At 72.9% G+C, this 17,324-nt stretch carries 19 protein-coding genes; 8 read left to right on the top strand and 11 right to left on the bottom strand.

Annotated elements, in window-relative coordinates; all coding sequences use genetic code 11:
• The 3 genes from VIG76_RS06490 to VIG76_RS06480 all read left to right on the top strand — a co-directional run.
• Nucleotides 1-933, top strand: a 933-nt coding sequence (locus VIG76_RS06490; RefSeq protein WP_331952295.1) for a lyase family protein, incomplete at its 5' end; no start/stop codon positions are given.
• A 142-nt stretch (nucleotides 934-1,075) separates the two neighbouring features.
• On the top strand, nucleotides 1,076-1,792 hold the full coding sequence (locus VIG76_RS06485) for a flavodoxin family protein (protein ID WP_331952293.1): 717 nt from the start codon (nucleotides 1,076-1,078) through the stop codon (nucleotides 1,790-1,792).
• A 57-nt stretch (nucleotides 1,793-1,849) separates the two neighbouring features.
• Nucleotides 1,850-2,788 (top strand): quinone oxidoreductase family protein, encoded by a 939-nt coding sequence (locus VIG76_RS06480; RefSeq protein ID WP_331952291.1) that lies wholly within the window; start codon nucleotides 1,850-1,852, stop codon nucleotides 2,786-2,788.
• Between the two features lie 9 nt (nucleotides 2,789-2,797).
• On the opposite strand, the gene VIG76_RS06475 is transcribed toward VIG76_RS06480, so the two are convergent.
• Nucleotides 2,798-3,193 (bottom strand): nuclear transport factor 2 family protein, encoded by a 396-nt coding sequence (locus VIG76_RS06475; protein ID WP_331952289.1) that lies wholly within the window; start codon nucleotides 3,191-3,193, stop codon nucleotides 2,798-2,800.
• The gene (locus VIG76_RS06470) at nucleotides 3,186-4,736 is read right to left on the bottom strand and encodes a purine-cytosine permease family protein (protein WP_331952287.1); all 1,551 of its coding nucleotides are present in this window, start codon (nucleotides 4,734-4,736) and stop codon (nucleotides 3,186-3,188) included. The genes VIG76_RS06475 and VIG76_RS06470 overlap by 8 nt, the downstream gene beginning before the upstream one ends.
• A 78-nt stretch (nucleotides 4,737-4,814) precedes the next feature.
• On the opposite strand from VIG76_RS06470, the gene VIG76_RS06465 reads away from it, so the two are divergent.
• The gene (locus VIG76_RS06465; RefSeq protein ID WP_331952284.1) at nucleotides 4,815-5,480 is read left to right on the top strand and encodes a cyclase family protein; all 666 of its coding nucleotides are present in this window, start codon (nucleotides 4,815-4,817) and stop codon (nucleotides 5,478-5,480) included.
• 13 nt (nucleotides 5,481-5,493) lie between these two features.
• Here VIG76_RS06465 and VIG76_RS06460 read toward each other — a convergent pair whose 3' ends face one another.
• The 6 genes from VIG76_RS06460 to VIG76_RS06435 all read right to left on the bottom strand — a co-directional run bounded on the left by VIG76_RS06460 (nucleotide 5,494) and on the right by VIG76_RS06435 (nucleotide 11,269).
• Nucleotides 5,494-6,060 carry a helix-turn-helix domain-containing protein gene (locus VIG76_RS06460; protein ID WP_331952282.1) on the bottom strand — a complete coding sequence of 189 codons (567 nt, stop codon included), beginning with the start codon at nucleotides 6,058-6,060 and terminating at the stop codon, nucleotides 5,494-5,496.
• An 89-nt stretch (nucleotides 6,061-6,149) separates the two neighbouring features.
• Nucleotides 6,150-6,698, bottom strand: a complete 549-nt coding sequence (locus VIG76_RS06455; RefSeq protein ID WP_331952280.1) for a prepilin peptidase — start codon at nucleotides 6,696-6,698, stop codon at nucleotides 6,150-6,152.
• 63 nt (nucleotides 6,699-6,761) lie between these two features.
• Nucleotides 6,762-7,661: an aminoglycoside phosphotransferase family protein gene (locus VIG76_RS06450; RefSeq protein WP_331952278.1), complete on the bottom strand. Its 900-nt coding sequence runs from the start codon at nucleotides 7,659-7,661 to the stop codon at nucleotides 6,762-6,764.
• A 58-nt stretch (nucleotides 7,662-7,719) separates the two neighbouring features.
• Complete coding sequence (locus VIG76_RS06445; RefSeq protein ID WP_414640611.1) at nucleotides 7,720-9,096, bottom strand: PhoH family protein; 1,377 nt, start codon at nucleotides 9,094-9,096, stop codon at nucleotides 7,720-7,722.
• 249 nt (nucleotides 9,097-9,345) lie between these two features.
• Nucleotides 9,346-10,476 carry an aminotransferase class V-fold PLP-dependent enzyme gene (locus VIG76_RS06440; RefSeq protein WP_331952276.1) on the bottom strand — a complete coding sequence of 377 codons (1,131 nt, stop codon included), beginning with the start codon at nucleotides 10,474-10,476 and terminating at the stop codon, nucleotides 9,346-9,348.
• 22 nt (nucleotides 10,477-10,498) lie between these two features.
• The gene (locus VIG76_RS06435; RefSeq protein ID WP_331952303.1) at nucleotides 10,499-11,269 is read right to left on the bottom strand and encodes an isoprenyl transferase; all 771 of its coding nucleotides are present in this window, start codon (nucleotides 11,267-11,269) and stop codon (nucleotides 10,499-10,501) included.
• A gap of 165 nt (nucleotides 11,270-11,434) precedes the next feature.
• Here VIG76_RS06435 and trhA point away from each other — a divergent pair, with 165 nt between their 5' ends.
• Nucleotides 11,435-12,130 (top strand): PAQR family membrane homeostasis protein TrhA, encoded by a 696-nt coding sequence (trhA, locus tag VIG76_RS06430; RefSeq protein ID WP_331952301.1) that lies wholly within the window; start codon nucleotides 11,435-11,437, stop codon nucleotides 12,128-12,130.
• A gap of 7 nt (nucleotides 12,131-12,137) precedes the next feature.
• On the opposite strand, the gene VIG76_RS06425 is transcribed toward trhA, so the two are convergent.
• The gene (locus VIG76_RS06425; RefSeq protein WP_331952274.1) at nucleotides 12,138-12,359 is read right to left on the bottom strand and encodes a hypothetical protein; all 222 of its coding nucleotides are present in this window, start codon (nucleotides 12,357-12,359) and stop codon (nucleotides 12,138-12,140) included.
• Between the two features lie 69 nt (nucleotides 12,360-12,428).
• Here VIG76_RS06425 and VIG76_RS06420 point away from each other — a divergent pair, with 69 nt between their 5' ends.
• Nucleotides 12,429-12,842 carry a DUF4307 domain-containing protein gene (locus VIG76_RS06420; RefSeq protein WP_331952272.1) on the top strand — a complete coding sequence of 138 codons (414 nt, stop codon included), beginning with the start codon at nucleotides 12,429-12,431 and terminating at the stop codon, nucleotides 12,840-12,842.
• A 131-nt stretch (nucleotides 12,843-12,973) separates the two neighbouring features.
• Entirely contained in the window at nucleotides 12,974-13,462 is a 489-nt protein-coding gene (gene greA / locus VIG76_RS06415; RefSeq protein ID WP_331952270.1) for a transcription elongation factor GreA, read from the top strand.
• A gap of 113 nt (nucleotides 13,463-13,575) precedes the next feature.
• On the opposite strand, the gene ilvA is transcribed toward greA, so the two are convergent.
• Both ilvA and VIG76_RS06405 read right to left on the bottom strand, forming a co-directional pair.
• Complete coding sequence (gene ilvA / locus VIG76_RS06410) at nucleotides 13,576-14,826, bottom strand: threonine ammonia-lyase (protein WP_414640612.1); 1,251 nt, start codon at nucleotides 14,824-14,826, stop codon at nucleotides 13,576-13,578.
• A gap of 37 nt (nucleotides 14,827-14,863) precedes the next feature.
• The gene (locus VIG76_RS06405) at nucleotides 14,864-16,057 is read right to left on the bottom strand and encodes an AI-2E family transporter (RefSeq protein WP_331952268.1); all 1,194 of its coding nucleotides are present in this window, start codon (nucleotides 16,055-16,057) and stop codon (nucleotides 14,864-14,866) included.
• A gap of 64 nt (nucleotides 16,058-16,121) precedes the next feature.
• On the opposite strand from VIG76_RS06405, the gene VIG76_RS06400 reads away from it, so the two are divergent.
• Nucleotides 16,122-17,312: a winged helix-turn-helix domain-containing protein gene (locus tag VIG76_RS06400; RefSeq protein ID WP_331952266.1), complete on the top strand. Its 1,191-nt coding sequence runs from the start codon at nucleotides 16,122-16,124 to the stop codon at nucleotides 17,310-17,312.
• The last annotated feature ends 12 nt before the right edge of the window (nucleotides 17,313-17,324 follow it).

Genomic DNA, 17,324 nt, shown 5'->3' with positions numbered 1-17,324 from the left:
GACCTCATCCCCTCGCTGGACCACCTCGCTGTCGCCCTCGAGGAGAAGGCTCTGCTCTGGGCTACCGCGGTGAAGGCCGGCCGCACCCACCTCATGGACGCCACGCCGGTCACCCTTGGGCAGGAGTTCGGCGGATATGCTGCCCAGATCCGTCTGGGCATCGAGCGCGTGCAGTCAGCGTTGCACCGTGTGGCGGAGGTCCCCCTCGGCGGGACTGCCGTCGGAACCGGCATCAACACCCCGCTCGGCTTTCCGCAGCTGGTCATCGAGCTTCTCACGCAGGAGACCGAACTTCCGATCACGGAGGCGCGCAACCATTTCGAGGCGCAGGCGAACCGGGATGCTCTGGTCGAGACGTCCGGAGCGCTCCGCACCATCGCCGTCAGCCTCACCAAGATCTGCAACGACCTTCGCTGGATGGGCTCCGGCCCCAACACCGGACTCGGCGAGTTGCACATCCCCGACCTGCAGCCGGGCTCCTCGATCATGCCCGGCAAGGTGAACCCGGTCATCCCCGAGGCGACCCTGATGGTCGGCGCGCGCGTCGTCGGCAACGACGCGACGATCGCGTGGGCCGGCGCGTCCGGCGTCTTCGAGCTGAACGTGGCGATCCCGGTGATGGGCACGGCCCTGCTCGAGTCGATCCGGCTGCTCGCGAACGTGTCGCGGCTCCTCGCCGACAAGGTGATCGACGGGCTGACCGTCAACGTCGAGCGGGCCCGCGCCCTCGCCGAGTCGTCGCCGTCGATCGTCACGCCGCTGAACCGGGTGATCGGCTACGAGGCGGCGGCGAAGGTCGCGAAGCACGCCGTCGCGCAGGGCGTCACCGTGCGGCAGGCCGTGATCGACCTCGGGTTCGTGGAGCGCGGCGAGGTGACCGAGGCGCAGCTCGACACCGCGCTCGACGTCCTCTCGATGACCCGCCCCGGCTGACCCTCCCCCGATTCCGGGCGCCTTCCGTCATTCCGGGCGTCTTTTCACGCCCGGCATGTCGGAAGCGGCCCGGATTCCGCGTCGGAGCCCGTATCGCGGGGTGTCGGGAAGGCGTAGCGTCCGGCCCGACAGGGAGGTCGTCGTGAGCGATCCGGGACCGTTGCAGGCCGTGCTGCTGAACTGCTCGCTGAAGCAGCGGAAGAACGAGTCGCACACGCAGCGGCTGCTCAACCGCGTCGCCGGCGTCCTGACCGCGGAAGGCGTCGAGGTCGAGCAGGTCCACGTGCTCGAGCACCGGATCGCGACCGGGATGATCGAGGACGGCGCCGAGATCGGCCTGCCCGACGAGTGGCCGGGCATCGAGGCGCGGATCCTCGCCGCCGACATCCTCGTGATCGGCACCCCGATCTGGCTCGGCACGAAGTCGAGCGTCGCGACGCAGGTCATCGAGCGGATGTACGCCTCGAGCGGCCGGCGGAACGAGCAGGGCCAGTGGCTCTACTACGGCCGCACCGCCGGCTGCGTGATCACCGGCAACGAGGACGGCGTGAAGCACTGCGCCATGGACCTGCTGTACGCGCTGCAGCACATCGGCTACATGATCCCTCCGCAGGCGGACTGCGGCTGGATCGGCGAGGCCGGCCCCGGTCCGAGCTACGGCGACGTGCTGCCCGGATCCGATGTCCCGGTCGGCTACGACAACGACTTCACGAACCGCAACGCCACCTACATGGCGTGGAACCTCATCCACACCGCGCGGATGCTGCGCGCGGCCGGTGGCCTGCCCGCCGTCGGAAACACCACCGAGGGCTGGGAGCACGTCAGCAACGCCCGCGACCAGAACCCGGAGTACCGGTAAGGCTCGCATCCGGCGCGGCCTACGGTGGAGCCGGGGAACCGCGAGGAAGGGGACGCCGTGCGCGCGATCCAGGTGACGGAGTTCGGTGGGCCAGAGGTGCTCGTGGTGCGGGACGTGCCCGAGCCCGTGCCGGGACCCGGTCAGGTGCTCGTCGAGGTCGAGGCGGCCGGCGTGAACTTCGCCGAGACGATGCAGACCCGCGACGCCTACGTCTCCCGCACGACGCTGCCGTACATCCCCGGCTCCGAGGTCGTCGGCCGCGCAGCGGACGGGCGGCGCCTCCTCGGCTTCTCGAGCACCGGCGCGTACGCCGAGCGGGCGCTGCTCGACGAGCGGTCCGCCGCCCCGCTGCCGGACGACGTCCCCGCCGGCGTCGCGCTCGCGCTGCTCGTCCAGGGCGCCACCGCGGCGCTCGTGCTGCGCGACTCCGGCCGGATGGCCGCGGGCGAGACGGTGCTCATCCACGCCGGCGCGGGCGGCGTCGGCAGCCTCGCGATCCAGCTCGCCAGGCGCTGGGGCGCCGGTCACATCGTGTCCACGGGGTCGACCGTGCAGAAGCGGGCGCGGATCCTCGAGCTCGGCGCCGACGAGGCCGTCGACTCGGCCGCGCCCGACCTCGAGGCGGCGCTCAAGGCGGCGGCCGGCAACCGCCGCTACGACCTCGTGCTCGACGGGGTCGCGGGCCCGGCGTTCACCGCGAGCCTCAAGCTGCTGAACCGCCGCGGCCGGGTGGTCGTCTACGGCGCCGCGGGCGGGGACCTGTCGGCCCGGGTCGACCCGGTCGCACTCATCGGCGGCAGCCGCACCGTGGCGGGCTTCTGGCTCGTCGACCACCTCGACGAGGTGCCCGCCGCCGTCGGCGAGCTGCTCGGCCTCGTGGCCGAGGGCGCGCTCACCCCGATCGTCGGCGGCTCCTACGCCCTCGAGGACGCGCCGCGCGCGCACGAGGACCTCACCGGCCGCCGCACGGAGGGCAAGCTCGTCCTCACCCCCTGAGCGGCGCGCTCACTCCGCCCGTGGCGAGAGGTGCTCGTGCACCGCGAGCCAGACGCCGTCGCGGAGCTCGAACACGATCGTCTCCCGCTCCCGCACGGTCTCGCGGGAGCCGCCGAGCTCGAGATCGGTCGACACGTCGTGCACGAAGACGGCCGTCGATCCGCTGAGCCGGATGCGGGCGTCGCTGCTCGTGCAGCCGTGCACGTGGAAGCCGTCCTCGGCCTCCCACCGCGCCCAGAGCCGCTCGTAGGACGCGCGGTCCGGGAGCCGCTCGGGCGTGGTGTGGAAGACGAAGTCGGCGTCCGGCGCGAACCGGGCGAAGTACGCGGCCGTGTCGTGCGCACCGAACGCGGCGACGAGCGCATCCGCGGCCTCCCGGACGGCCGCCTCGGTGACCTCAGCCAACGGTCCTGCCCCGTCGGACGGCGGCCCGGGACGCGGCGGACGCGTGGTTGTGCACGATCGGCGCCGGCGTGCCCGGCTTGCTCGGCACGAGGCGCGGGCCGTCGGGACCGAAGCAGTGGTCCGGCTCCGGGAACACGATCAGCGCCGCGAGGTAGAGCACGGCGGCGATGAGGATGCCGCTCAGCAGGCTGAGGTCGATGCCGCCCGCGAGGTCGCGGAACGGACCGACGACGATGGGCGGGTAGTTCGAGAACAGCAGGCCGACCGTGGCCGCCACGATCCAGGCGCCGAGTCCCCGCCAGTTGACCCCGCCCGTGAACCAGTACCGGCCGCCGATCTCGCCGCGGTTGAAGACCTGCAGGTCGCTCTCGTCGTACCAGCCGCGGTGGGTCCAGAAGGCGATCGCCAGGATGATCATCCACGGCGTGGTCGTCACGACGATCGCGCCGACGAAGGCGTTCACCGCCCCGAGCAGGTCGAACAGCAGCCGGCCGATCAGGATGAACAGGAACGCGAGGGTGCCGATGCCGATCGTCGCCTGCACCCGGGTGAAGCGGGGGAACACCGACGAGAAGTCGAGGCCCGTGCCGTACAGCGAGGTGGTGCCCGTGGAGAGGCCGCCGATGAAGGCGACGACGATGAGCACGAGCGCGTACCAGAGCGGCGAGGCCTTCACGAGGCCGACGACGTAGTCGACGTTGCCGGCCACGATCGTGGCCGTCGCGACGCCGAAGAGGAACGGCACGAGCGACGCCAGCTGGCCGAGCAGCGTCGCACCGATCAGCTTCCGGACCGGGGTCTCCTTCGGGATGTAGCGGGCCCAGTCGCCGAGGAAGGCGCCGAAGGAGATCGGGTTGCTCATCACGATGAGCGCCGAGAGGATGAACGTCGGCCAGAAGCTGCCGAGCGCGTAGTGCGAGGGGCCCGGGTTGTAGCCGGCGTCGAACACCCCGGCGAACGCGATGATCGCGAGCAGGAACAGCACGGTGTTCGCGATGACCGCGATCTTGTTCACGAAGAGCATGAACTGGTAGCCGTAGACGACCACCACGATCACGAGCGCGCCGATCAGCGCGTAGACGACCGAGCGCAGCAGCGGCGAGTCGCCGACCCCCGCGAGGCGGCCGAGCGCACCGACGATCGCGTCGCCGCTGACCCACACCGAGATCGAGTAGAACGCGATGGCGGTGAGCAGCGAGAGGAACGAGCCGACGATCCGGCCGCGCACGCCGACGTGCGCGCCCGAGGAGACGGCGTTGTTCGTGCCGGTGCGCGGCCCGAACAGGCCCATCGGCGAGAGGATCAGCGCGCCGACGATCACGCCGAGCAGCGTGGCGGCCACGGCCTGCCAGAACGACAGCCCGAGGGCGATCGGGAACGTGCCGAGCAGCACGGTGGCGAACGTGTTCGCGCCGCCGAACTGGATCCGGAACAGGTCGAACGGGCCGGAGGTGCGCTCGCTTGCCGGGATCGTGTCGACCCCGTGCTGCTCCACCTCCGTGATGCGTGGTGGGGCGGTGGAGACCCGAGCGTCGTTGCTCATGAGACCTTCCTCGTGTCGAGCGGGAGAAGACGCCGGAAGCGTAGCGCCGAAGTGTCTGCCACGCGATGATTGTTGACCGTGGCGATACACGATCTGGTCGACCTGTCCGTGCCGCTGAACGAGCGGACGCAGACGTACCCGGGCGATCCGGAGCTGCGGTTCCTGCCGCACAGCACGGTGCAGCGGGACGGCTTCAACCTGCTGGCGGTGCACATGGGCACCCAGACGGGCACGCACGTCGACGCGCCGTTCCACTTCGAGGACGACGCGCCTCGCCTCGACGAGCTGCCGCTCTCCCGCTTCGTGGGGCCCGGCGTGGTCGCCGATGTCACGGGGCTGGACGCGCGGACGCCCATCACGCGGGACCACCTGGCGGACGTGCTCGCCCGGACCGAGCCGGGCACGATCGTGCTGCTGCACACCGGCTGGAGCCGGCACTTCGGCACCGAACGCTACTTCGACCACCCGTACCTCGATGCGGATGCCTGCCGGGCGCTGCTCGACGCCGGGGTCCGCACCATCGGGATCGACGCGATCAACCTCGACGAGACGCCGGACGACTCGCATCCGGGTGTCGGGTTCCCGGTGCACCACCTGATCGCGAAGGCGCAGGGCGTGATCTGCGAGAACCTCACGAACCTCGCCGCGGTGCGCTCGGCCGCCCCGACCGTCTCGCTGCTGCCGATCGCTTTCACCGGCACCGACGGGGCGCCGGTGCGGGCGGTCGCCTACGAGGAGCGGTAGCAGGGGCCGCCGCTCAGGAGGATCCGCTCCATGCGGCCGGCGACATGATCCAGACGACGTCGGTCGGCCCGTCCGCCGCGTTCGTCCACGTGTGCGGGTCGCGGCCCGCGAAGGTGAGGGTGTCCCCCGCCTCGAGCACGATCTGCTCGGTCACGAAGTGCAGCCGGAGCGCCCCCGTGAGCACGTGCACGACCTCGGTCTCGCTGTTGATCGTGTAGAGGTCGGGGCCGCCGGACGCCCCCGGCTCGAGGTGCGAGCGGAGCAGCTGCACCCGGGACTCCGCGCGCGCGGTGAGCATCCGCTCGACGACCCCGACGCCGCCCATGTTCACGCGGGGCGCGTCGGCGAGCCGCACCACCTCGCGGTCCGGCGCCTCGAACAGGCGGCCGACCGGCAGCGAGAGCACCTCGCAGAGCATGAGCAGCGTCGCGACGCTCGGCGACGTCTCGTCGCGCTCGACGCGGCTGATGAACCCCTTGGTCAGGCCGGTGGCCTGGGCGACCTGCTCGATCGTGAGGTTCTGGGCGCGGCGGGTCGTTCGCAGCTTGGCGCCGATCGCGAGGCGCTGCGAGGAGGGCATCGGATGAACGGGACGGATGGTGCGGACCCCGTTCTCTCGCGTCGTGGCTCCTCATCTTGGGCGGCTGCGGCCGGGCGCCGCAACCGTGATCAGGCGAGCAGCACCGCCGCCCATGCGCCGAGGAGCATGGCCGGGCCGAACGGCACGCTCGCACCGGCGCCCTGGCGGATCAGCGCGACGAGGGCGATCACCCCGCCGACGAGGAACGCGAGCAGCGGCGCGCCGATCCCTGCGGTAGGCGACGCCGCCGCGGCGGCGAGGCCGAGCACCGGGGCGAGCTTCACGTCGCCGAGGCCCATGCCGCCCGCGAGGTGCAGCACGAGGAGCAGCGATCCGTAGCCGACCGCGATGCCGGCCGCGACGAGGAGCGGGGTGCCGCCCGCCGCGGCCTCGAGCAGCGCCGCGGCGAGCGCGACCGGCCACGCCGGCAGGACGAGGCGATCGGGCAGCCGGTGCTCCGCGATGTCGATCGCGGCGAGCCGCGGCGTGATCGCCGCGAGCCAGAGCAGGCCGAGCAGCGCGGGCCTCGGGCCGACGGCATCGAGCGCGCCGGCTGCGAGGAGCACGCCGAGCACCGCATCCGCCGTCCGGCCCCGGAGCGCCGACCGCGGCGCCGCGGACAGGACGAGGGCGGACACGCGGGCACGGTAGCGGCGGTGACGGATGCGGCGCCGCGGTTCTCCACAACCCGCGGTCCGCGGTCAGCCGACGGCGACGAGGCGCTCGAGCGTCCGGGAGCCGAGCCTGCTCATCGCCGGATTGGCGCGCAGGTAGTACTCGACCAGTCCCACGGCCTGGACGAAGGCCCAGGCTCTGCCACGCTCCCACTGCAGGTCGTCCACGGCGAGCGCCGCCCGGAGCACCGCGCGCGGCCGGTCGGCGAGGAGATGCCAGGCGGAGACCAGCTCGAGCGCGGGGTCGGCGGGGGCGAAGCCGCCCGTGTCGAGGAGCCCGGCGAGCCGGACACCCGCCCCGGTGCGGCGGACCAGCACGTTGCCCGGGATGAGGTCGCCATGGGTCATCACATCGGGATCCGTCCTCGGCAGCTCGCGGAAGGCCGCCCACATCCGCCGCATCCGCGGCACGTCGAGCAGCTCCCCGCTGCGCCCGAGGTACTCGTCGACGGCCGCGTCGTGGTCGCGCAGGTCGCCGCCGCGGCCCTCGCCGGTGAAGGTCTCTCCACGCGTGTCCGCAGTGCGGAGCGCCGTGATCAGGCCGGCGAGGTCGGTCGCGAACGCCTCCGACTCGGCGGGGTCCACCTCCTCCGCGGTCTCGCCGGGCAGCCAGGTCTGCACGGTCCAGGGCATCGGGAAGCGCCGCCCGGGCTCCCCGAGCGCGACGGGCAGCGGCGTGGGCACGGTCGACACCCGGGCGATGCGCCGTGCGGCATCCGCCTCGGCGAGCAGCCGGGCGCGGAGCACCTCGGGCGCCTCGGGACGACGAGGGAATCGCAGCGCGAGGGCGTCGCCGAGCCGGAAGACCGCGTTGACGGTGCCGGCCGTCTCCAGCCGGCGGACCGGCAGCGCGCGCCACTGCGGGAACTGGTCGTCGACGAGGGCCCGGACCGTCTCCGTCGCGACGGGGACCTCGTCGGCGTGCATCCGGCCCATGATGCCCGAGCCGCCTCACCAGGAACGCGGTGAGGCGGCCCGGGCGCGATCAGGCGAGCTCGTTCGACTCCAGCATCTCGGTGACGAGCGCCGCGATCGGGCTGCGCTCGGAGCGGGTGAGCGTGATGTGCCCGAACAGCGGGTGCCCCTTCAGCGTCTCGATGACGCTCGCGACGCCGTCGTACCGGCCGACCCGCAGGTTGTCGCGCTGGGCGACGTCGTGGGTGAGCACGACCCGGGAGTTCTGGCCGATGCGCGACAGCACCGTGAGCAGCACGTTGCGCTCGAGCGACTGCGCCTCGTCGACGATCACGAACGCGTCGTGCAGGGAGCGGCCGCGGATGTGCGTGAGCGGCAGCACCTCGAGCACGCCGCGCTCCACGACCTCGTCGACGACGTTCTGCGAGACGACCGCGCCGAGGGTGTCGAAGACCGCCTGACCCCAGGGGTTCATCTTCTCGGCCGCGTCGCCCGGAAGGTAGCCGAGGTCCTGGCCGCCGACCGCGTAGAGCGGGCGGAAGACCATGATCTTGCGGTGCTGCTGCCGCTCGAGCACGGCCTCGAGGCCCGCGCACAGGGCGAGGGCGCTCTTGCCGGTGCCGGCGCGCCCGCCGAGCGAGACGATCCCCACCTCGTGGTCGAGCAGCAGGTCGATCGCGAGGCGCTGCTCGGCGCTGCGGCCGTGCAGGCCGAACACGTCGCGGTCGCCGCGGACGAGACGCACCTCGCCCTTGCGGACGACCCGGCCGAGGGCGGACCCGCGATCGGAGGTGATCACGACGCCGGTGTTCACCGGCAGGTCCGCGACCTCGGGCATCTCGAGCCGGTGGTCCTCGTAGAGCCGGTTCATCGCATCGGAGCCGAGCGCGACCTCCGCCACCCCGGTGAAGCCGGTGTCGACGGCGAGCTCGGCGCGGTACTCCTCGGCGGTGAGGCCGATCGAGGCGGCCTTCACCCGCATCGGCAGGTCCTTCGAGACCACCGTGACCGCGAGCCCGTCGTTCGCAAGGTTCTGCGCGACGGCGAGGATTCGGGCGTCGTTGCCGCCGAGCTGCAGCCCGTTCGGCAGCACGCTGAGGTTCGAGTGGTTCAGCTCGACCCGCAGCGATCCGCCGTCACCGACCGCGACCGGGAAGTCGAGCCGCTCGTGCTGCACGCGCAGCTCGTCGAGGTTGCGGAGCGCCTGCCGGGCGAAGTACCCGATCTCGGGGTCGTTGCGTTTGCTCTCCAGCTCGGAGACGACGACCACGGGGATCACGACGGCGTGCTCCGCGAAACGGAACGGCGCTTTGGGGTCCGACAGCAGGACCGACGTGTCGAGCACGAAGGTGCGTTGCGCTGTCCGGACCTCCTCGTCGCGCCGCTCGGACTTCGACGACACCACTTCAGGCACCTGGCCTCCAAACCACCGGTCTCCCGGCGGCATCCGCGTTCCCGCGACGTGCCGTGCGCCTCCTTCTGTCGGGCCGTGGGCACGTCCCGGACCGGGTGAGGTACCCGATGCGGCACACCGTACTTGACCCGTCCGACGCCGCGACAGCGCCGCGCGCACCCCAGTCCGCGTGCCCCGGAATCCGGTGCGAACGGGCGGGCTGAGCTCACGGGTTGCCACTCGTGGCGACTTCCCGGGCTGAGAAGTCACCACGAGTGGCAACTCCCGGCGGAAACGCCGGCGTCAGCGCCCGGCTGGGCGGAGGGCCGTCGCGTAGGCGAGCAGGGCGCTGCGCAGGAGCGCGAGGGTCTCCTCCGTGGTGCCGGCGTGCGGGGCGATCCGCACCGCGCCGTTCCGGATCGTCACCGAGACGCCGTGGTTGAACAGCGCCGCGGTGAGGGCGGTCAGCTGGTCGGGGCGCGGCTCGAGCACCACGATGCCGGCGCGCTCGGCGGGGGTGCGGGGCGAGACGACGGGCACCGCGACCTCGTCGGCGAGCTCGATCACGCGGGAGACGTGGCCGGCGATCCGGGCGGCGACGGCCGGGACGCCGGCGTCGTGCACGTCCTCGAGCGCGGCGGCGAGCCGGGCCGCGGCCGGCTGGTCGACGTGCCCGATCTGCAGGCCGAGGGCGCCCTGCGCCGGCTCCGGCACCTCGTCCCAGGCGAGGCCGTCGGGGAAGCCGCCGATCCCCGACAGCACCGGGGTGAGCCGGTTCGCGGCGCGGTCCGAGACGGCGAGGAACCCGGTGCCGTACCCCGCGCGCAGCCACTTCTGGCCGCCGCAGGCCACGACATCCGCGGCCGTCCACGGCAGGTCGACGGCGCCGAGCGCCTGCACCGCGTCGACGATCAGCAGCCGGTCGCCGATCACCTGGCGGATGCCCTCGAGGTCGGCGACGTACCCGGTGCGAGCGTCGACCGCCGAGACCGCGACGGCGGTCGTGGTGCTCGTCAGCTGGTCGCGGACGAGCCCGGGCGTCACACGGCCGTGGTCGGTCTCCAGCCAGATCGGGGCCGTGGCCTGGAGCGCCTCGGACGCCCGCACCGCGACGGTCGGCAGGCTCGGGAACTCCGCGGGCGAGACGAGGATCCCGCCGGTCACCGCGAAGACGGCCTGCATGAGTCCCTGCGTGGTGGAGGGCTGGAAGGCGATCTGGTCGTCGCGGAACCCGGTCACCGCGGCCGCCGCGGCGCGCAGCCGGTCGGCGTTCGTGCCGAGCCGGTCGACCGCGCCCCAGCGCGCTCTCGTCATGGCCTCGCGCTGCGCGGCCTCCTCGGCGAGCACCGCCGCGGACAGCGGCCCGAACGCCGCGAAGTCGAGGTAGCCGGGCTCCTCGGCGAAGCCGGCGAGGAAGTCGTGGAGGCGGTTCATCGGGCGCACAGCGTAGCGGCGATCACGTCCCGTACCGCCGTTGACGCTGCGCGTACGAGCGGAGGGCGCGCAGGAAGTCCACCTCGCGCAGGTCGGGGCCGAGCGCCTCCACGAAGTAGAACTCGCTGTGCGCGCTCTGCCAGAGCATGAAGTCCGAGAGCCGCTGCTCGCCGGAGGTCCGGATGACGAGGTCCGGATCCGGCTGGCCGGAGGTGTAGAGGTGCTCGCCGATCATCTCGGGCGTCAGCAGGTCGGCGAGGTCGTCGAGGCTGCCGCCCTCCGCCTGGTGCGCGGCGACGATGCTCCGCACCGCATGCGCGATCTCGGTGCGGCCGCCGTACCCGACCGCGAGGTTGATGTGCAGGCCCGTGCGGTCCGCGCTGCGCCGCTCCGCCTCCGCCAGCGCCTCGGTCAGCGTGGTCGGCAGGCCGGTCGCGGTGCCGACGTGCTGCACCTTCCAGCGCTCGGAGAGCGCCGTGGCGAGGTTCGCGATGATCCCGAACAGCGCGTCGAGCTCCTCGCTCTGCCGCCCGGTGAGGTTGTCGGTCGACAGCAGGTAGAGCGTGATCACGGGGATCCGCAGCTCGACGACCCACTCGGCGAACTCGACGATCTTCAAGGCACCGGCCCGGTGCCCGTGGGCCGCCGACTCGAGCCCGGCCTGCCGGGCCCACCGGCGGTTGCCGTCGAGGATCATCGCGACGTGCTTCGGCAGGGGCCCGCGCTCGAGGTTGCGGCGCAGGCGCCGAGAGTAGAGCCGGTAGATCGGCCCGCGCACTCGCTGACCCGGCATCGCCACGGCCTCAACGGTAGACCCGGCGACCTCGGAGCGGCCGGGGGCGTCGCGGCGCACGGCCGGTCGAGCCGGGCGCGAAGCCGGGGCGACTACCCTGCGGGCATGCTCGAGCCCGCCGCCACCCCGCCCGGCGCATCGGCCGCGGCCGGCGAGGACGAACCGATGATCGGGGACCAGCTGCACGTCCCCCTCGTCGACGAGGCCGCCGAGCCGGGGCAGGCCGACCTGAAGCCCACGTGGCGCGGATGGCTGCACGCAGCCATCACGCCGATCGCGCTCGTCGCCGGCATCGTGCTCGTCTCGGTCGCGCACGGCGCCGAGGCGAAGTGGTCGACCGCCGTGTTCGCGCTCACCTCGGTGCTGCTGTTCGGCAACTCGGCGCTGTACCACCGCATCGACTGGTCACCGGAGGTCAAGCGCACCCTGAAGCGGGTCGACCACTCGAACATCTTCCTGCTCATCGCGGGCACCTACACCCCCATGGCCCTGCTCGCGCTGGCCCCCGCTCCGGGCATCCTGCTGCTGACGGTCGTGTGGGTCGTCGCCGTGCTCGGCATCGGGTTCCGGATCTTCTGGATCGGCGCCCCGCGGTGGCTCTACGTGCCGATCTACCTCGGCCTCGGCTGGGCGGCGGTCATGGACCTCCCCGCGCTGTTCGCCGCGAACGCCGCGATGATGATCCTGATCGTGGTCGGCGGCCTGCTCTACACGGCCGGCGCCATCGTCTATGCGCTGAAGCGGCCGAACCCGTTCCCGGGCCGGTTCGGCTTCCACGAGATCTTCCACGCCTGCACGGTGCTCGCGTTCCTCTGCCACTGGACGGCGATCCTGCTGATCGCGCTGCATCCGGTGGCCTGAGCCCGGTTCAGGTGGCGGGCGGCTCGCCGTTCTTCGCCGCTGCCGCGCGCTCGGCTGCCTCACCCCGGTAGCGGACGCGGCGGATGCGCCGGGTCATGTCGACGATGAGCAGCACCACGACGACGGTGATGAGGAGCATCGTGATGAAGCCGACGACCCCGGGCGTGACGACGTCGGGGTTGAACGTCGGGGTCGGGGACGGCGTCGCCGCCGCGAGCGCCGCTCGCATCCGCTGCCCTCCCGGTCGGGGGAGAATGGCCCCGTCCTTGCTGCTCGATCGTACCGTCCGGAGGGTGCCGTGGCCGTCGCCCCGACCCCCGCCGCACGGCTCGAGGACCGCTACGGACGCACCCCAACGGGGCGCCGTCGGGGCCGGGCGGCGGCGATCATCATCGCCGCGGTGCTGATCGTCGCGGCCGTCGTCTGGGCGGTGCTCACCGGCTTCGGCGGCGCCGGCAACGCGACGGACCTGCAGACCACGGGGTTCGTCGTGCAGAGCGACCGGGTGACCACGGTCGGCTGGCTGGTGACCGGCGAGGCGTCGGATCCGCTGATCTGCGCCATCGAGGCGCAGGACCCGAACGGCAGCGTGCTCGGGCTCGTGGAGGTGCGCGTGCCGGTCACGGGGAACCCGGCGCGGTCCGGCACGACGCGCGTGCTGACGACCCGGAGGGCCGACACCGGCTTGATTCAGTCCTGCCGCCGCGCCTAACATCGCTTCTTCACCCGTCGGGGCTCCGCCGCGCACGGCCGACGTGGCCCGTCCGCAGTGGGTGCACGCGGCACGGACGCCCGCGGCGTCCTCCCGCCCCGGTCCGGCCCCACGAATCACGAGGTTCCCTCATGTCACAGGAAAGCGCGGTCACCTGGCTCACCCAGGAGGCCTACGACCGGCTCTCGGCCGAGCTCGAGGAGCTGTCCGGACCGGGCCGCACCGAGATCGCGAAGAAGATCGAGCAGGCCCGCGAGGAGGGCGACCTCAAGGAGAACGGCGGCTACCACGCCGCCAAGGAGGAGCAGGGCAAGATCGAGGCGCGCATCCGCCAGCTCACGCAGCTGCTGCGCAGCGCCGAGGTCGGCCCGGCCGCCGTCTCCGACGGCCACGTGGCGCCCGGCATGGTCGTGACGGCGACGATCAACGGCGCCGAGAACCGCTTCCTGCTCGGCAACCGCGAGATCGCGGGGGACTCCGACCTCGACGTCTACAGCGAGGCGAGCCCGCTCGGCCACGCGATCAACGGATCCGCCGTCGGCGACACGGTCACCTACACGGCCCCGAACGGCCGCGCCATCACCGTCAAGATCGAGCGGGTCGACCCCTACACGGCCTGATCCGCCCTCTCGAATCGCGCGGATCCGGAGTTCCTGCGCGACACGCCGCTTCCGGGCGCCCGGCGACGGCGTGTCGCCCGAATTCTCCGGAACGGCGCGATCGCTCGGCGGGGTCAGCTCTCGAGCACCCTGGGCGCGAAGCCGGAGGCCTCGAGACGGGCGATCACCTGGTCGCGGTGCACGGGCCCACGCGTCTCGACGCTGATGTCGATCTGCACCTCGCCGATCGGCATCCCGTTGCCGTGCCGGGTGTGCAGCACCTCGACCACGTTCGCGTTCGCATCCGCGATCACGCCGGAGACGACCGCGAGCTGGCCGGGGCGATCGGGCAGGCCGATCCGCAGGGTGAGGTAGCGGTCGGATGCGACGAGCCCCCGGCTGATCACGCGTTCCATCATCAGCGGGTCGATGTTGCCGCCGGACAGCACCACGACCGTCCGCCCCGACGGCCGCACCTTGCCGGCGAGCAGGGCTGCGACGCCGACGGCGCCGGCCGGCTCGACGACGAGCTTCGCCCGTTCGAGCAGCACGAGCATCGCGCTGGCGGTCTCGTCGTCGGTGACCGTGACGACCTCGTCGACGAGCGACGAGACGACCTCGAAGGTGATCCGTCCGGGGGTCGCGACGGCGATGCCGTCCGCGATCGTCGGATGCGTCGTGATCGTCGTGACGGCCCCGGCGGTCAGCGAGGGCGGGAAGGCGGCGGCGTTCTCCGCCTGCACACCGATGACGTGCACCCGGCCGCCCGCCGCCTGGGCGACCGCGGCGGCGACGCCGGAGATGAGGCCGCCACCGCCGACGGGCACGAGGATCGTGTCGACGTCGGGCACCGCCTCGAGGATCTCGAGGCCGACGGTGCCCTGCCCGGCGATGACGTCCGGGTGGTCGAACGGCGGGATGAGCACGGCGCCGGTGCGCGCGGCGAACTCCGCGGCGGCCGCGAGCGTCTCGTCGACGACGTGGCCGACGAGCTCGACCCTCGCGCCGTAGTCGCGCGTGGCCTCGAGCTTCGGCAGGGGCACGCCGATGGGCATGAAGATCGTGGCCTCGACGCCGAGCGCCCTGGCCGCGAACGCGACGCCCTGCGCGTGGTTGCCGGCCGACGCGGCGACGACGCCGCGCGCCTTCTCCTCCGGGCTCAGGCGCGAGAGGCGGTTGTAGGCGCCACGGATCTTGTAGGAGCCGGTGCGCTGCAGGTTCTCGCACTTCAGGTGCACCGGCACGCCGACGACCTCGGCGAGGTAGCGCGACGTCTCCATCGGGGTGCGCGTCGCGACCCCCTCGAGCACGCGGGCGGCGTCCCGGATCCGCTCGAGCGGAGGGACGGCCGTGGCCGGGAGCGTGCCGGCGGTCGTGAGGCGCACGGCCTCGGGCGTCTCGGCGAGGGCCGCGTCGGTGGGATCAGCCAACGGTCGTCACATCCTGGGGTTCGGGCTTCGTGCGGCGCGATCGCCGGGCTCGCGTGGGCGGTTCCTCGAGCGCGGGCGGCGGGGTGTCGTCCTTCCACGCGCCGCCCGCGATGAACTGCACGGCGGAGTTCGCGGCCGCCACGAACGGCACCGCGAACACGGCGCCCGCGATGCCACCGAGCAGCGATCCGGTGGCGACCGAGAGCACCACGGCGACCGGATGCAGGCGCACGGCGTTGCCCATCAGCAGCGGCTGCAGGATGTGCGACTCGAGCTGGTTCACGCCGATCACGCCCGCGAGCATGATCAGCGCCTGCGCCGGCCCGACGTAGAGGAGCACGACGAGCACCGCGAGGCCGCCCGTGACGACCGCGCCGACGAACGGGATGAACGCGGCCAGGAACACCAGCACCGCGATCGGCACGACGAGCGACCATCCGACGCCGAGCAGGAGCGCGACGAGGCCGATGCCGACGGCGTCGATGAGTGCGACGAGGATCTGCACCCGCGCGTACTCCCCCACGGACAGCCAGGCGGCGCGGCCTGCACCGTCCACCGCGGCCCGGGCCCGCCGCGGCGCCACGCGCACGCACCAGCGCCAGATGCCCTCGCCGTCGATGAGGAAGAACAGCGTCAGGAACAGCGACAGCACGAGCCCGACGAGGATGTCGGAGACGATCGAGGCGCCGGAGAGCGCGCCGGCGAGGATCGTCCCGGAGTTCTTCTGGACCGTGGCGGTGACGGACGCCATCGCGTTCCGCACATCCGCATCCGTGATGCCGAGCGGGGAAGCCTTCAGCGTGCTGAGCAGGCTCTGGTAGCCGGCCACGGTGCGCTGCTCGATGCCGCCGATGCCGGTGCGGAGCGTCAGCACGACGAGCACCACGAGCCCGGCGATCACGACGATCGTGCCGAGGAAGGGGACCACCACCGCCAGCCAGCGCGGCCAGCCCAGCCGGGTGAGCCGGTTCTTGAACGGCGTCAGCAGGCCCGAGAGCAGGGTCGCGACGAGCACCGGAACGACCACGATGTGCAGCAGCGCCACGAGGTAGACGAGCACCCCGGCGAGGATCAGCACCCCGACGATCCGCCACGACCAGGCGCCCGCGATCCGCACGGAGACCGGGATGGCGCGCGCGACGACCTCGTCGGGGTCCCGCAGCGCGTCGTCGGGTCGTTTCGGCACGCCGCGAGTCTAGGGAGCGGGGGCATCCGGGCCGGGCGTCCGAGCGCTCCGTTACGGTCGCCGTATGGCGGAACGGCTAAGCCCTCGCGATGCGCGTCGCGCGGCGCTCGCCGCCCAGGGCTTCGCCGGCCCTCGCCCGGCGTCGGCCGGCCCCGAGCGCATCCGCCGCACGATGCAGACGCTGAAGGTGCTGCAGATCGACTCGGTGAACGTGTTCGAGCGCAGCCACTACCTCCCGTTCTTCGCGCGCCTCGGCCCCTACGAGAAGCGGCGACTCGACCGGCTCGTGCTCGAGGCCGGTGCGCCGTACCTCGAGTACTGGGCGCACGAAGCGGCGTTCGTGCCCCGCGAGGACCTCGGTCTGTACGCGTTCCGGATGGAGCGGTACCGGGCGCGCTACGGCGAGCGGCTCGTCGAGCAGGCGCCGCTCGTGCGGATGCTCCTCGACACGCTCGCGGCGGAGGGGCCGCGAGCGGCGAGCGAGATCGATCACGAGCGGAACGTGCGCAGCGGGCCGTGGTGGGGCTGGTCGGACGTGAAGCGCACGCTCGAGACCCTGTTCGCGGCCGGGGAGGTGGTCACGGCGGGGCGGAAGGGCTTCGAGCGGCGGTACGCGCTGCCCGAGCAGGTGCTCGAGGTGCCGCCCGCGCCGGTGCCGAAGGCCGACGCGGTGCGGGAGCTGGTGCGGCGAGCCGCGGTGGCGCACGGTGTGGCCGCGCTGGCCGATCTCGCGGACTACCACCGGCTGCGCTCGGACGACACCGCCGTCGCCGTGCGCGAGCTCGAGGAGGCCGGCGAGCTCGTGCCCGTGGAGGTGGAGGGCTGGATGCGCGGGTCCCGGCCGCTGCCGGCCTGGCGGCACGTCGACGCGGTGGTGCCGCAGCGCATCCGCGCGGCCGCCGTGCTCTCGCCGTTCGATCCGGTGGTCTGGCAGCGGGACCGGCTGCTGCGGATGTTCGGCTTCCACTACCGGATCTCGATCTACACGCCCGCGGAGCAGCGGGAGCACGGCTACTACGTGCTGCCCGTGCTCGTGGACGACCGGCTCGTCGGGCGGGTGGACCTCAAGTCGGACCGGAAGGCGGGCGTGCTGCTCGTGCAGGCGGCATGGCTGGAAGCGGGTGCCGGTCCGGGCGTGGTCGCCGAGCGGCTGGCGCCGGTGCTCGCATCCGCCGCCGCCTGGCAGGGACTGACGGCGATCCAGGTGGTCCCCCGGGGCGACCTGGCCCCGGCCCTGACGGCCGCCCTCCCCTGAGCGTCGGACCGG

Source organism: Amnibacterium sp. (genome assembly GCF_036559085.1).
Classification (GTDB): Bacteria; Actinomycetota; Actinomycetes; order Actinomycetales; family Microbacteriaceae; genus Amnibacterium.
Note: the sequence above shows the minus strand (reverse complement) of the source record. Positions and strands in the feature narration are given on the sequence as shown.

What these genes read in the sequence shown, in the direction of transcription:
- VIG76_RS06470 (WP_331952287.1), bottom strand. Translation starts at nt 4,736, where the DNA reads ATGAGCAACGACGCTCGGGTCTCCACCGCCCCACCACGCATCACGGAG.
- VIG76_RS06460 (WP_331952282.1), bottom strand. Translation starts at nt 6,060, where the DNA reads ATGCCCTCCTCGCAGCGCCTCGCGATCGGCGCCAAGCTGCGAACGACC.
- VIG76_RS06450 (WP_331952278.1), bottom strand. Translation starts at nt 7,661, where the DNA reads ATGCACGCCGACGAGGTCCCCGTCGCGACGGAGACGGTCCGGGCCCTC.
- VIG76_RS06445 (WP_414640611.1), bottom strand. Translation starts at nt 9,096, where the DNA reads ATGCCGCCGGGAGACCGGTGGTTTGGAGGCCAGGTGCCTGAAGTGGTG.
- VIG76_RS06440 (WP_331952276.1), bottom strand. Translation starts at nt 10,476, where the DNA reads ATGAACCGCCTCCACGACTTCCTCGCCGGCTTCGCCGAGGAGCCCGGC.
- VIG76_RS06435 (WP_331952303.1), bottom strand. Translation starts at nt 11,269, where the DNA reads ATGCCGGGTCAGCGAGTGCGCGGGCCGATCTACCGGCTCTACTCTCGG.
- trhA (WP_331952301.1), top strand. Translation starts at nt 11,435, where the DNA reads ATGATCGGGGACCAGCTGCACGTCCCCCTCGTCGACGAGGCCGCCGAG.
- VIG76_RS06425 (WP_331952274.1), bottom strand. Translation starts at nt 12,359, where the DNA reads ATGCGAGCGGCGCTCGCGGCGGCGACGCCGTCCCCGACCCCGACGTTC.
- greA (WP_331952270.1), top strand. Translation starts at nt 12,974, where the DNA reads ATGTCACAGGAAAGCGCGGTCACCTGGCTCACCCAGGAGGCCTACGAC.
- VIG76_RS06400 (WP_331952266.1), top strand. Translation starts at nt 16,122, where the DNA reads ATGGCGGAACGGCTAAGCCCTCGCGATGCGCGTCGCGCGGCGCTCGCC.